Source organism: Actinophytocola xinjiangensis (genome assembly GCF_001921215.1).
In the GTDB taxonomy this organism is placed as follows: domain Bacteria; phylum Actinomycetota; class Actinomycetes; order Mycobacteriales; family Pseudonocardiaceae; genus Actinophytocola; species Actinophytocola xinjiangensis.
Window position 1 is genome coordinate 95,896 of record NZ_MSIF01000025.1, and the last position, 13,350, is coordinate 109,245.

Here is a 13,350-nt window from a genome sequence, read left to right on the forward strand (position 1 = left end):
TTCGTCGTCGCACACCGGACTGAACCCCGCCTACCCTGACCGGCGACGACCGGGCGCCCCGCCTGCTCCCGTGGGCGTACGTGTACCCGGTCAGGGTCGTGGACCGCTCAAGTCGGGAGGTCGGGGGCGGTCGCGCTGCTCTACCGTCGTGACATGACCAGCGTGCGGCCCCAGCGCGGCGCCCGGGGCCTCGGGCCGTCCGGGCTGCCGCCGTTCGCCGTGGTCATCCTGGTGGCGTTCATCCAGTACGCCGGCTCGTTCCCGGCCGCCGCGGTGTGGGGCGAGGCGGACAAGCTCAACGCCGGCTCGGCCGTGCTGCTGGTGGCCGGCCCGCTGGTGCTGCTGGGCCGGCGCCGGTGGCCGCTGGTGACGCTGCTCGGCACGGCCCTGGTCACCGTGGTCTACCTGCTGCTCGACTACCCGATCGGCCCGGTGTTCCTGTCCCCGCTGGTGGCCGCGTTCAACGTGGTCCTGCTCGGGCCCAAGTACGTCGGCTGGGCCGCCGCCGGCGGCACGTTCGCGGTGCTGATCGTCGTGGCCGACATCGGCAAGGGCGACGGGTACGACCCCGACCTGGGCGGGGTCGGCTTCGGGGTGGCGTGGATGGCGCTGATCCTTGGCCTGGCCGAGATCCTCAAGGTGCGCCGCGACCGGGCGGCCCAGGCCGAGCTGACGATGGAGGAGCAGGCGTTGCGGCTGGCCAGCGAGGAACGGCTCAAGATCGCCCGCGAGGTGCACGACGTGCTGGCCCACCACGTGTCGCTGATCAACGTGCAGTCCGGGGTGGCGCTGCACCTGATCGACGAGCAGCCCGAGCAGGCCCGCCAGGCCCTCTCGGCGATCAAGCAGTCCAGCAAGGAGGTACTGGTCGAGCTGCGCACCATCCTCGGGGTGCTGCGCGACGTCGACGGGTCGGCGCCGCGCCAGCCGGTCGCCAGCCTCGACCAGCTCGACCGGCTGCTGGAGCGGATGCGGGAGGCCGGGCTGCCGGTGGCCCTGGAACGCACCGGCACCACCAGGACCCTGCCGTCGGGGGTGGACGCGGCCGCGCTGCGGATCGTGCAGGAGTCGCTGACCAACACCTACCGCCACGCCGGCCCCACCCGGGCCACCGTGCGCCTGGGCTACCTGCCGGGCGAGCTGACCATCGAGGTCCTCGACCAGGGGCGGGGCGACGCGTCGGGGTTCGTCGAGGGCAGCGGCAGCGGGTTGACGGGGATGCGGCAACGGGCCGAGGCGCTGGGCGGCACACTGTCGGCCGGGCCCCTGCCCGGCGGGGGTTTCCGGGTCGCCGCGACCCTGCCGACCGGGCCCGCCGACAGCGACACCGACAGCGACACCGACACCGAGGACGGTTCATGATCCGAGTCGTACTGGCCGACGACCAGGCACTGGTCAGAGCGGGTTTCCGGGCGCTGCTCAACGCGCAGGCCGACGTCGAGGTGGTCGGCGAGGCCGCCGACGGCAACGAGGCGGTCGCCGCCGCCCGCGAGCACCACCCCGACGTGATGCTGATGGACATCCGGATGCCCGGCCTGGACGGGTTGGAGGCCACCAGGACGATCTCCGGCGACCCGTCGCTGGCCGACGTGCACATTCTGATCCTCACGACGTTCGAGGAGGACGAGTACGTCTTCGAGGCGATCCGGGTCGGCGCCAGCGGGTTCCTGGTCAAGGACACCGAGCCGGTGGAGCTGGTGCGGGCGGTGCGGGTGGTGGCCGGCGGCGACGCGCTGCTCTCGCCGGGCGTGACCCGCCGGCTGATCGGCGAGTTCGCCACCCGGGCGAAGAAGGCGCCGGAGTCGACCGCGCTGGACGTGCTGACCGAGCGGGAGCGGGAGGTCGTCGCGCTGGTCGGCGAGGGCCTGACCAACGACGAGATCGCGCGGCGGCTGGTGGTCAGCCCGGCGACGGCCAAGACCCACGTCAGCCGGGCGATGATCAAGCTGGCGGCGCGGGACCGGGCGCAGCTGGTGGTGCTGGCCTACGAGTCGGGGCTCGTCCGCCCGGGGTGGGCCGAGTAGCCGCGAACCTACGCTCGGCGGAGTAGTCGCGAAGCCTCCCGTGGCCTGAGGCGTTTGTCAGCGGCCGGTGTCAGGCTGGGCCCGTCGCCCGTTTTGTCTGTCGCCGAGGGAAGGAATGCGATGACCGCAACGCAGGAGACCGGTCGTCGGGACCTGGGGATTCTGACGGGGTCGTTGTTCGTCGTGCTGTGGATGGCCGGGTCGGTCGTGCAGGGCGCGTCCGGTGCCGGGTTCCCCAGACCGGACGACGACACGGCAACGGTCGCCGGCTACCTGCGCGAGGGCGCCTCGTCGATGGAGGCGAGCGCCGGCCTGCAGGTCCTCGCCGCGATGGCGCTGCTGTGGTTCGGCGCGGTCGTCGCCGGTGCGCTGCGCCGCTCCGGTCGCCCCGGCCCCGCCCCGGAACTGGCCTTCGCCGGTGCGATCACCGCCGCGGTGACGCTGATCGTGAGCGCCGCCGTGTCGATCGTCTACGCCAGCACGGATCTGGTGGCCGACGACACCATGGCCCAGCTGTCCTACCAGCTGACGTTCTGGTTGGGTGGCCCGCTGCACGTCGCCGGTCTCGGCCTGCTGATCGTGGCCGCCGCCATGGGCCTTGGCCTGCCGAAGTGGCTCGGCATCGCCGGCCTGGTGATCGGCGCGCTCGGCCTGGTCGCCTCGCTGACGCCGCTGGTCTACCAGTTGGTCGCCTTCACCCCGATCGGCCGCTTCGGCGGCTTCCTCTGGCTGGTCGTCGCGACGGTGACCCTGGCCCTGCGCAAGGGAAAGCCGGCTGAGGCGCCGGCACCCGCCGAGGAGTCGGCCCGCGTCTGACCCACCCCCCGAACGCCGACCGTGCGGTCGTCCCTACCGCACGGTCGGCTTTTCTCTTGGTGGGGGAGGCTCAGTTGCCCAGACCCGCGCGGCGGGCCTGGACGGCGGCCTCGGTGCGGTCGGCGATCTGCAGCTTGGCGAAGATCCGCGACAGGTAGTTGCGCACCGTCTTGATCGACAGGCCGAGGCGGCGGGCGATCGAGGCGTTGCCCAGCCCGTCGGCCACCAGCTCCAGCACCGCCAGCTCCCGGTCGGTCAGCTCGGGGAACGGCTTGGCCGACTCGCGGGGCTTGTTCAGGTGGTCCAGCGCCCAGTTCGCCACGGCCGCGCCGAACACCACCCCGCCGCGGCGCACGGTGCCGATGGCCTGCCCGATGTCCTCCGACGACGCGCCCTTCACCAGGTACCCGCGCGCGCCGGCGCGCATGGCGGCCAGGAACGTGTCCCGGTCCTCCAGCATCGACAGCATGATCACCGACGTCTCCGGGCAGCGGGTGGCGAGCGTCTTGGTCACCTCGATCCCGCTGGTGCCCGGCATGTTCACGTCCATCAGCACCAGGTGCGGGCGCAGCCGGTAGATCTCGGCCAGCGCCTCGGGCCCGGTGCGCGCCTCGCCGACGACCTCGACCACGCTGATCAGGTCCAGCAGCATCCGCAGCCCGGACAGGTACACCGGGTGGTCGTCGGCGATCACCACGCGGATCGTGGCGGTGGTCTGCTCAGTCGGTGCTGTCACAGTAGGACTCCTCAGCTGGTGAGGGCGCCGGCAGGTGCGCGCTGACCGTGATGCCCGGACGACCGTGCCGGCCGTTCTCCGTCACGTCGCACCACCCGCCCAGCTCGGCGGCCCGGCTGCCCATCGACCGCAGGCCAACGCCCGGCCTGGACAGCCCCGCGCCGCCGACCCCGTCGTCGGTGATCTCCAGGCGCAGACCGTCCTCGACCCACACGCGGATCACGCAGGTGCCGGCCCTGGCGTGTTTGACGACGTTGGTCAGCGCCTCCTTGGCGATCCAGAACGCGGCCACCCGCGCCGCCCGGTCCACCTCGACGGCGTCCGGGTCGACCTCGGCGGTGACCAGCAGCGTGTTGCCCGACGCGCGGCTCATCCGCGCGGCCAACGCGCGCAGCGCGTCGTCGAAGCGGTGCCCGTCGAGCTCGGCGGGGCTCTGGTCGGCGAGCATGCGACGGAACTCGGCCATGAACGAGGCGGCCTCGCGGCGCAGCTCGTGCAGCATCTGTTCGGCGGCGCCCTGGTTGGCGGTGAGCAGCTCGGTGAGGACGTCGGCGCGCATCATGATCCCGGCGAGCCCGGGGCCGAGGCCGTCGTGCAGGTTGCGCCGCAGCCGCACGATCTCCCGGTAGTGCTCGCAGTCACCGGTCCGGCATTCGGTCGGCAGTCCGGCCAGCGCCTTCCTGGCGTGGCGTTGTTTCCGGTTTTCCACGGTGAGTGCGCGGGGCACGATGACCTCCGAGGACTTGGCTGACCCTTCGATGGTGTGCCGGGTGCCTGGAAGTCACCTCGAAACGAGAGCAGGGCGATTTCCAGCGCCCTGTCAGCTTCGTCCGGTCACCCCACCGCCGGCCGGCACCGCAGGACCACCGGCCCGGTCCTGGTCACGGCGATGTCCAGGGACAGCGGCCGGCCCGCGGTCAGCGCCGCGTCGCGGGACAGCCCGGCCAACTGCCGGACGGTGGCGCGGCCCAGCGAGTACCGGTAGCGCAGCCCGGCCGGCAGGTTCACGGTGTGCGTGCCGCCGTGCGCGACGACGTGCGCGGTCGGCTTCCAGGCGAGCCGTTCGCTGATCGCCCCGCCGTCGGGCGGCACCTCGAACACGTCCGAGGGCGAGGACGCCTCGGTCAGCCCCCACCGCCCGTCGACCCGCACCGGCCGGTCCCGCTCGGGCCGGGCGTGCACCACGGCGGAGGCCGAGGCCGGCACGAACCGTTGCAGCAGCAGGACACAGTTGCCGCGCACGGTCGTCAGCCCGCAGCGCCGCCCGGCGGTCACCGCCTCGACCAGCGCCTCGGGCAGCGACTCGCGGTGCAGGTTGTACATCGCGAGCCCGCCGGCGGTGCCCGACCGGACGGCTTCGGGGCTGGTGATCCCCAACGTCAACGCGTCTGTTTCCGTGTCACTGCCCAGCATCCCGTAGGCGGCCGACAGCAGCCGGTCGACCACGGCCGCCGCGTCGACCTCGGGGGCGACCACGATCACCGCGGCCGGCCGGACGGGCAGCTGGTCGAGCAGGCTCGCGGTGACCCCGATCTCGGCCCCGACCAGCGAGTGCCGCATGGACATCCAGCGGCGCAGCGGTAACACCCGCGCGCCGAGACGTAACGCCGCCCCGCCGCCGGCCAGCACGGAGATGTTCGAGTCGTACTCGGGGACCTGACCGTAGGGCCGCTCGTCGGGGGCCCGAACCTCGGACTGCACAGCCGTACCCCTTCATGCCAGCCGACCCACAGTGGCCGCCGTGGCAACAAGTTAGGCAGCCATGGACGAGAGCCGCTCAACGACCGGTGGAAGGTCCTACCTGGTCTCGAGGCGCCCGTCGGCCAGGTGTAGCCAGCGCCGCACGCCCACGTCGGCCAGGAACCGTTCGTCGTGGCTGACCACCACGAACGCGCCCCGGTAGGCGCCCAACGCCGAGGTCAGCTGCTCGACGGAGGCCAGGTCCAGGTTGTTGGTCGGCTCGTCGAGCAGCAGCAGCCGGGGCGCCGGCTCGGCCATCAGCACACACAGCAGCGTGGCGCGCAGCCGTTCGCCGCCGGACAGGTCACCGACCGGGACCCGGGCCCGCTGCGCGTCGAGCAGGAAGCGGGCCAGCAGGTGCCGGGTCTCGGTGACCGGCAGCGACGGCGCGAACGCCGCCAGGTTGCTGGGCGTGTCCAGGTCGAGGTCGAGCAGGTCGAGCCGCTGGGACAGGTAGGCGACCCGCCCCCGGGGCGGGCTGACCCGCCCGCCGTCCGGCTCGGCCAGGCCAGCCATGACCCGCAGCAGCGTCGACTTCCCGGCGCCGTTGTCCCCGGTCAACGCGATCCGTTCGGGGCCACGGATGCTCAGGTCGATCCCGTCGCCGGCGAACAGGTCCCGGACCCGCACGTGCTCCCCGTCGAACACGGTCTGCCCCGCCGGCACCTCGGTGTCGGGCAGCGACAGCGAGATCGTGGCGTCGGTGCGCAACGCCCGGTCGGCCTCGTCGACCCGCGCCCGCGCCGACTCGACCCGCCGGGCGTGCACGTCCTGCGCCCGCCCGGCCGACTCCTGGGCGCGGCGCGCCAACCCGCCCTTGACGATCCGGGGGATGTCGGTGTTGGTGCGCGCCCCGGTCCGCGCTCGTTTGGCGGCGCGTTCCCTGGCCTGCTGGAGTTCGCGCCGTTCCCGTTTGAGGTCCTGTTCGGCGTTGCGCAGGTTCTTCTCGGCGACGTCGCGTTCGGCGGCCCGCGCGGCCTGGTACTCGGTGAAGTTCCCGCCGAAGGTCCGCAGCCGGTCGGGTTCCAGCTCGGCGATCCGGTCCATCCGGTCGAGCAGGTCCCGGTCGTGGCTGACCAGCAGCAGGCACCCCGACCAGTCGGCGAGCACGTCGGCGAGCCGCCGGCGGGCGGTCCGGTCGAGGTTGTTGGTCGGCTCGTCGAGCAGCAGCACGTCCGGCCGCCGCAGCAGCTGCGCGGCCAGGCCCAGCGAGACGACCTGCCCGCCGCTGAGCGTGCCCAGCGTCCGGTCCAGGGCGACCCCGCCCAGCCCGAGCCGGTCCAGCTCGACCCGCGCCCGCTCCTCGACGTCCCAGTCGCTGCCGACGGTGGCGAAGTGCTCGTCGGACACGTCGCCGCCCTCGATCGCCGCGATGGCGGCCAGGACCTGGTCGACGCCCAGCACGTGCCCGACGGTCAGTTCCCCGCTCAACGGCAGGGTCTGGCGCAGATGGCCGAGGACACCCTCGACGACGACCGACCCGGCGCTGGGGGTGTGCTCGCCGGCGATCAGCCGCAGCAGGGTGCTCTTCCCGGCCCCGTTGGGCGCCACCAGGCCGGTGCGTCCGAGGCCGACGGTGAAGCTGAGCCCGGTGAGGACGGGGGTGTCGTCGGGCCAGGAGAAGGACAGGTCCGTGCAGGTGATCCTGGACATGGTGGAGCTTTCCGTGCGATGTGGACAGGCCGTGAAATGGCTGTTCAGCGCATCGCCCGAAACTCCTCACCTCGACGAGACTCCTCACCGCGACCGTACACCGCCCCCCTCGCCGCGGCCACGTCATTTACCCGGAGTCGCGCCCGGTGGTGCGGCGCCACCACGAGCTCCCCAGCATCCCCGACAGCCCCACCAACCGGACCAGCGCGGGAACCGAGTACCGGGGCTCCTCCCCGTCGCCCTCCTCGACCAGGTCGGCGTCGACCAGCTCGTCCAACACGCCGAGAACGGCCGGCCCGCCCAGGCTGGCGCGTTCGGCGAGTTCCCCGGCGGTCAGCCCGTCGGTCGAGGCCAACCGCCGAAAAACCCACCGCTGGCGCGCGGTCAGCGTCTGGTAGGCCTCGGCCAGCTGCCCGAAGACGTCGAAGCCGCCGTAGCTCAGCTCGTTCAACCGGTTCCGCTCGTCGGCCATCCGAACGACCATCCGCGACAGGTGCCAGCCGGGTCGTCCGGCCAGCTTTGCCCCCACCGCGCGCAACGCCAACGGCAGCCGGTCGGTCAGCTCGGCCAGGTTCTCGGCGGCGTCCAGCTCCCGGCTGACCCGCTGCTCACCGACGATGTTGGCCAGCAGCCGCACCGACTCGGCGACCGTCAGCACCGGCAGCCGCAGCCGCAGCGCCCCGGCCAGCGCGTCCACCGGCACCCGGCTGAGCACGACCAGCGCGCACCCCGACCCGCTGGGCACCAGGTGGCGCAGCGAGTCGGCGGTGACCGCCTTGTCCAGTACGACCAGCAGCCGCCGGTCGGCGGTCCAGCTGCGGAACATCAACGCCGCCTCGGCGACGTTGTGCGGCACGTCCGCCTCGTCGGCCCCGATCGCCTTGAGCATCCCGACCAGCACCTGCCGCACGGGCATCGGCCGCCCGTCCCCGCCGGTGAGGTCGACGTGGAGCTGCCCGTCGGGGAACCGTTCCCGCACCGCGCGGCCGGCCCGCGCCACGAACGCGCTCTTGCCGATCCCCGGCCGGCCCACGACGTTGACCACCCGCAGGCCCTGGATGTCCGGCCCGGTGAGGGCGTGGCTGAACGCGTCCAGCTCGGCCTGCCGCCCGACGAAGTCCACCACCTCGGCCGGCAGTTGCGCGGGGGCGGGCCGGCCAGGGCGCGCCGGCGAGATGACGACCCGGCCCTCGGTGACCGGCGCGGTCGGGTCGCCCGGCAGGTCCAGTTCGGGGTCGGCCTCCAGCATCAGCTGGTGGAGCCGGCGCAGCTCGGCGGCGGGGTCCAGGCCCAGTTCGTCGACCAGCGCGGCCCGGATGCGCTGGTAGACGCCCAGCGCGTCGGCGCGGCGGCCGCTGCGGTAGAGCGCGATCATGAGCTTGGCGGAGAAGTCCTCGCGGGTGGGTTCGGCGTTCACCAGGCTCGTCAGCTCGCCGATGATCTCCTGGTGGCGCCCGAGTTGCAGGTCGGCCTCGATGCGCAGGGCGAGGACGGTGCGGCGCAGCTCCTCCAGGCGGGTGGAGTGCGAGTACAGCAGTGGGCCGGTCGCGACTCCCTCGAGGAACCCGCCGCGCCACAGCGCCAACGCGGTCCGGAACACCTCGGCGGCCGACTCGACGTGTGCGCCGAGCAGCTCCTGGCGGCCCCGCCGGGCGAGCTGCTCGAACTGGTTGGCGTCGATGGACTCCAGGTCGGGGAGCTGGAGGACGTAGCCGCCGGGGTGGCTGAGCAGGGCGGGGCTCGGCCCGCCGCTGCTGCGGTAGGCGGCTGGCTTGTCGTCGAGTTTCAGCAGCTTGCGCAGCTGGTAGATGTAGGTCTGGACGGTGGTCAGCGCGGACTGCGGGGGGCTTTCCTCCCAGAGTTCCTCGACCAGCTGGTCGACCCTGGTCACCGAGTTCGCCTGGACGGCGAGCAGCGAGAGCACCTGCCGCAGCTTGGGGGCCGACGGGGTGACGACCCGTTCGCCGCGCATCAGTAACAGGGGGCCGAGGAGTCCGAGTGTGATCGAGTCGTACTCTCTGGTGGCCGGTTGGTTCGCTACGATGCGATTCGTCTCGCTCGCCGGTGTAGCGGTGAGCTGGAGTGCTGTTGCGGCCTCTGCTCCAGAATGACGATTCTGCATGGAAAACTCCCACACTGCGCGGTTCCACCCGACGAGCCAGACTTGCGCCATGGTGACACCGACAGCACGGGGAATCGGTCGCTGTCAGCGATCTTCGACCCTCGCTCGACCCGCGCGCTACGTGTCCATCTGGGACGCCTGACCACTGTCTGTCCACTGTGGACTTGTCGCCAGCATGTCGGGCGTGAAATGTCCAGCTTCCTCGTGCGCCTTTTGAGTGGCTTTTGAGTTCCGTTTCGCATCATGAGGTGCATGAACACACAGCCCCAGGTCGAACGCGAGGCTGCCACCACCGGGCCTCCGGCACGGGACAACCAACAGACCACCCCCGAACGCACCGCCGACGACCACCTGATCCGCGGGTACAACTGATGCCCCGACCCGCCAGGCGGAACCGGTTGTGCGCCAACTGCCTGCTCGCCACCCTGGCGGGCGTCGCCTGGCCCCTGTGGGGAAGCCGACCACAAGGCTGGCCACGCAAGACGACGTGCCAGCCCTGCGCCGCCCGGCGAAGCGCCTGAGCACCGCCCAGCCGAGCGGAACCCGGTGCGGTGCCACTCGATCAACGACGATCCCCGGCACCGCACCGGGTCACTTCGTTCCCCGCCGTGCGCCGGACGGTCGCGGGGCGACCGCACCCGGGTCGACTTCGTGGCCGCCTGTCGCCGTGCGGTTCCTGCTGGACGACGAGTATCAGGTCGCGGTCCTCAGGTCGGGCACCGAGGCGAGGTCAGCCCGCGGGGTCGCGATCTCCTCCCGCAACACCTCCACCAGCTTCCACCGCCCACCGCGGCCATCACCGCCGACCTGGTGGCTCGTCTCAGTGGGTTGACCCGGTAACCGATCTTGGCGGTGGTGGGTCAGGCTGTCTCCTGTCGATCAGATACGGGAGGTGCTTGTGGCTCGTCTGCCTGAGGTTCGTTCGGACACCGTCGATGGAGGAAGGCCGCAAACTTGAGCGGGTGACCAGGACCGCTGAACGGGGCCCGGTCCGCGCTCCCGGGCGAGCCGGACCGGGCCCCGCCGCTACCGGCGCGACGTCGCCATGGCCGCGTTTCGTTCCGCGACGGCCAGGTCGACGAGGTGGCGGTGTCGGACGGCCGGTGGGCCGCCACTGACGCCGGCCGCGCCGTCGTTGACGCAGCCCGGCACGTCCTCGAGGTAGTCGCAGTTGTCAGGAAGGTTGCCGCTCACCACGGCGCCGTCGGTCAGGGCGACCTGCGCGCTCAGGGTGTAGATGCCGCCACCGGAGCCGGGGTGTGGGTACATGCCCGCGCCCGGCGCGCCCGCCGCGTTGTCGACGATCGTCCCGCCGGAGACGGTGAGGATGTCGTACAACACGGCGATCCCGCCGCCTCCGCCGCCGCTGCCGGACCAGCCCGCGTACCCGTTGGGGCCGGCGGCACCGGCGTCGCCGCCGTTGCCCGCCTGGTTCCCGGAGATCGTGGTGGCGATGACGAACGGGTACAGCGGGGCGTCCTGGTCGGCGGACACGAACATGCCGGCGCCGACACCGCCGCCTCCGCCGTCGCCACCGCCGCCGCCGTCGGGGCCGCCGGAACCGCCGGCGGCGCCGTTCCCGGTGACGTTCCCGGTGACGGTGCTGTTGGTGATCCGCAGGGAGGCGCCGTCGGTGACGTCGATGCCGCCGCCGAAGCCGCCGGAACCGCCCGTGCCGCCCGGCCTGGTGCCCGTGCCGTCGCCGCCGACGCCGCCGGGACCGGTGGCGTTGCCGGTGATCAGGGTGTCGGTGATCGTCAGCTTCACCGTGCTGAGGCTGTAGGAGGCGATGCCGCCGCCGAAGCCGCCGCCCCCGCCTCGGCCGGCGCGCGTGGTGGCGGTGGCGTCGACGCCGGGGGCACCCGCGCCGGAGGTGTTGCCGGTGATCACGCTGTTGTTGATGGTCAGCGGGCCCCAGTTCTGGATGGCGCCGCCCGACTGGCCGCTCCGGCCGTCCCCGAAGGTGTCGGTGCCGACGCCGTCGGGGGCGTGGCCGCCGGTGAGGGTGACGTCGTTGAGGACCAGCTCACCCCAGTTGGCGATGAGCCGGAAACGGGGCGCGTCACCGGCCCGGCCGACAGTGGCGTCGTTGCCGTTGATGGTGAGCGTCCCGTCGATGCCCGGCAGACCGGAGTTGTTGGTTGCGTCGGCCCGCTCGGTGAGGGTGTAGACGCAGTTCGGTGACAGGGACAACGTGTCCGGCTCGGCGGAGGTGTTGGCCGAGGCGACGGCCTGGACCAGCGCGGCCGGATCGCAGGGGACGAGGGTGACGGCGTGCGCCGGTGGAGCGACCATGGTGAGCGCCGCCAGCGCGGTCACCGCCGTGGCGGCCGAGGTGACGGATCGTCTTCGGATGCTTGTGCGTCGCGGCATCGAGGAACCTCTCCTGTCGGGGGATCAGATGCGATCGACAGTGTTCCAAGAGTCACGACAGCTTCAGGTGAAATGTTGGCGGGCAGGGACGATGCGTTGTCACTGGACGGGGTCCGCGACGTGGACGCGATCGCCGTCGAGTACGCGAACACGGTCGCCTCGTGGCTGCGCGAGAGCCCGCTCGATCGTGCGATGGTGACGGCCTTCAGCGGGTCGCGGACCTGGTCCAGTAGCTGGAAAGGTTTCTCGTCCATGCGCACCACGGGACGGGTGGGGTCGTACGGCCGGGCGTAGACGGAGAGGACATCTTCCATGCGCGCGGCGAACTCAGCGTTCGCCCGCGGCGGGATGTTCCAGCATTTCCTCAGCTGAGGACGCAGTTCCGTTTCCTCACAACCCGGCCAGTAGCGGAGTGGTCCAGGTTCGGGGTGTCCTCGGCCAGAGCCGATCTTGAAACAGTCCCCAACCGGCGCTGTCCGCTGCGGCTACCTCGGTCATCGCAGCTGGCGCCGGCCGCTGTAGCCGTTGGGGTTGGCGCACTGTCGCCGCCAGCCGCCGCCCCTTCCGCCATCGCCACCGTTGCCGCTCCCGCAGCCACCGTGGCCGCGTCGCGCCCTGTGGGGTGCGGAGGGTTCCGGCCGGACCGGACGGCCGACAGCGGTGAGGTGAGACGTGGTCAGGGCTGGCTGGGGACGGGCTCGTCCCAGTCGATTCGGTGGTTGAAGATCCAGTTCTGGCCGCCGCCGGAGAACCTGGCGAGTAAGCGGAAGAACGTGGGGAGCAGGACGCGTCCGACGGGGCCAAGGGCCTTGCCGCTGCCATTGCGCTTTCCCCTGGCAACCACGCGTTCCACCCGTTGGCGGCGCAGGCTCTCGTAGGCGCGGAACGCGGCCGGGACGTCCGGCAGGTCGCGCAGGCACTTGGCCAGGACCACGGCGTCCTCGATGGCCATCGACGCGCCCTGGCCGGCCGAGGGTGAGGTGGCGTGCGCGGCGTCGCCGATGATGATCAGGCGGTCGCGGTGCCAGGTGGGGACCGTGGGGAAGTCGTAGGTGTTCCAGCCGGTGAACAGTTCGTCGGTGGCGTCGATCAGGGCGCGGGCGGGGGCGGCGTCGGCGGCGAAGAGGTGGCGCAGGTGCTCGCGCCACTGGTCGGGTGAGATCGCGGCCAGCTCGGCGGGGGACAGTTCGCGTTCCTGGGGCGGGTTCGCGAACCACCAGACGGTGCCGTCCGGCGCGCGCAGGTAGCCGAGGAAGCAGCGGCGGCCGAAGACCATGTTGAACACGCCCGGTTCGACGTCGACGTCCAGGCCCGTGGCGTAGCCGCCGACGTTCATCAGCGGGACGTACCGGGGGGCCGGCGCCTGCGGGTCGATGATCCGGCGGGTGACCGACCGCAGACCGTCCGCGCCGATCAGCAGATCACCCTCGGCGGTGGACCCGTCGGCGAACCTTGCCCGGACGCCGTCGCCGGTCGACTCGGCGTCGACGAGGCGGCGGCCGTACTCGACGGTGATGCCGCGCCGCAGGGCCTCGTCGCGGAAGGCGCCGTAGAGGGCGGCGCGGGTGATGGTCTGGTTGCGGGTGCCGTCGGCCAGCGGATCGCCGAAGGAGAACTCGGTGATCCGCCGCCCATCGCCCATCCACGCGACCATTGACGGGGTGTCGAATCCTGTGTCCCGCAGCAGGTCCGCGAGCCCGAGCGGACGCAGCGCGGCGAGCCCGTTGACCGCGAGGGTGAGGAAGGCGCCGACGCCGTCCGCTCCCCGGTCGTACGCCTCGTACACCGTCGCGTCGATCCCGACCTGTTCGAGCGCCATCGCCGTGGTCGGTCCCGCGATGCCACCGCCGATCACCAGTGCCTTGGTCATAGTATGACTATACATA

At 72.2% G+C, this 13,350-nt stretch carries 11 protein-coding genes; 4 read left to right on the forward strand and 7 right to left on the reverse strand.

Annotation, left to right across the window (positions count from 1 at the left end; all coding sequences use genetic code 11):
* The first annotated feature begins 153 nt into the window (after positions 1-153).
* The 3 genes from BLA60_RS34510 (at position 154) to BLA60_RS34520 (ending at position 2,840) form a co-directional block, all read left to right on the forward strand.
* Positions 154-1,362, forward strand: coding sequence for a sensor histidine kinase (locus BLA60_RS34510; protein ID WP_075137252.1), 1,209 nt, complete (start codon positions 154-156; stop codon positions 1,360-1,362).
* On the forward strand, positions 1,359-2,024 hold the full coding sequence (locus BLA60_RS34515) for a response regulator transcription factor (protein ID WP_075137253.1): 666 nt from the start codon (positions 1,359-1,361) through the stop codon (positions 2,022-2,024). Before BLA60_RS34510 ends, BLA60_RS34515 begins: the two co-directional genes overlap by 4 nt.
* 120 nt (positions 2,025-2,144) lie before the next feature.
* On the forward strand, positions 2,145-2,840 hold the full coding sequence (locus tag BLA60_RS34520) for a hypothetical protein (RefSeq protein WP_075137254.1): 696 nt from the start codon (positions 2,145-2,147) through the stop codon (positions 2,838-2,840).
* A gap of 70 nt (positions 2,841-2,910) precedes the next feature.
* On the opposite strand, the gene BLA60_RS34525 is transcribed toward BLA60_RS34520, so the two are convergent.
* From BLA60_RS34525 to BLA60_RS46350, 6 genes are all read right to left on the reverse strand, one after another.
* A complete protein-coding gene (locus tag BLA60_RS34525; RefSeq protein ID WP_075137255.1) occupies positions 2,911-3,576 on the reverse strand; it encodes a response regulator in 666 nt (221 codons plus the stop codon).
* On the reverse strand, positions 3,560-4,303 hold the full coding sequence (locus BLA60_RS34530; RefSeq protein WP_075137256.1) for a sensor histidine kinase: 744 nt from the start codon (positions 4,301-4,303) through the stop codon (positions 3,560-3,562). Before BLA60_RS34530 ends, BLA60_RS34525 begins: the two co-directional genes overlap by 17 nt.
* A 107-nt stretch (positions 4,304-4,410) precedes the next feature.
* Positions 4,411-5,277, reverse strand: coding sequence for a hypothetical protein (locus BLA60_RS34535; RefSeq protein ID WP_075137257.1), 867 nt, complete (start codon positions 5,275-5,277; stop codon positions 4,411-4,413).
* 96 nt (positions 5,278-5,373) lie between these two features.
* Positions 5,374-6,969, reverse strand: coding sequence for an ABC-F family ATP-binding cassette domain-containing protein (locus BLA60_RS34540; protein ID WP_075137258.1), 1,596 nt, complete (start codon positions 6,967-6,969; stop codon positions 5,374-5,376).
* A gap of 127 nt (positions 6,970-7,096) precedes the next feature.
* Complete coding sequence (locus BLA60_RS34545; RefSeq protein WP_075137259.1) at positions 7,097-8,941, reverse strand: AfsR/SARP family transcriptional regulator; 1,845 nt, start codon at positions 8,939-8,941, stop codon at positions 7,097-7,099.
* Between the two features lie 1,176 nt (positions 8,942-10,117).
* Positions 10,118-11,464, reverse strand: a complete 1,347-nt coding sequence (locus BLA60_RS46350; RefSeq protein WP_281257505.1) for a hypothetical protein — start codon at positions 11,462-11,464, stop codon at positions 10,118-10,120.
* Positions 11,465-11,560: 96 nt separating this feature from the next.
* On the opposite strand from BLA60_RS46350, the gene BLA60_RS42590 reads away from it, so the two are divergent.
* Positions 11,561-11,758, forward strand: a complete 198-nt coding sequence (locus BLA60_RS42590) for a hypothetical protein (RefSeq protein ID WP_154814812.1) — start codon at positions 11,561-11,563, stop codon at positions 11,756-11,758.
* 382 nt (positions 11,759-12,140) lie between these two features.
* On the opposite strand, the gene BLA60_RS34560 is transcribed toward BLA60_RS42590, so the two are convergent.
* Positions 12,141-13,334, reverse strand: a complete 1,194-nt coding sequence (locus BLA60_RS34560) for an FAD-dependent oxidoreductase (RefSeq protein ID WP_075137261.1) — start codon at positions 13,332-13,334, stop codon at positions 12,141-12,143.
* Positions 13,335-13,350: the final 16 nt, after the last annotated feature.

Bases quoted from the DNA above. Each gene is read 5' to 3' on its own strand.
- BLA60_RS34510 (WP_075137252.1), top strand. From the start codon at position 154: ATGACCAGCGTGCGGCCCCAGCGCGGCGCCCGGGGCCTCGGGCCGTCC.
- BLA60_RS34515 (WP_075137253.1), top strand. From the start codon at position 1,359: ATGATCCGAGTCGTACTGGCCGACGACCAGGCACTGGTCAGAGCGGGT.
- BLA60_RS34520 (WP_075137254.1), top strand. From the start codon at position 2,145: ATGACCGCAACGCAGGAGACCGGTCGTCGGGACCTGGGGATTCTGACG.
- BLA60_RS34540 (WP_075137258.1), bottom strand. From the start codon at position 6,969: ATGTCCAGGATCACCTGCACGGACCTGTCCTTCTCCTGGCCCGACGAC.
- BLA60_RS34545 (WP_075137259.1), bottom strand. From the start codon at position 8,941: ATGCGCGGCGAACGGGTCGTCACCCCGTCGGCCCCCAAGCTGCGGCAG.
- BLA60_RS46350 (WP_281257505.1), bottom strand. From the start codon at position 11,464: ATGCCGCGACGCACAAGCATCCGAAGACGATCCGTCACCTCGGCCGCC.
- BLA60_RS34560 (WP_075137261.1), bottom strand. From the start codon at position 13,334: ATGACCAAGGCACTGGTGATCGGCGGTGGCATCGCGGGACCGACCACG.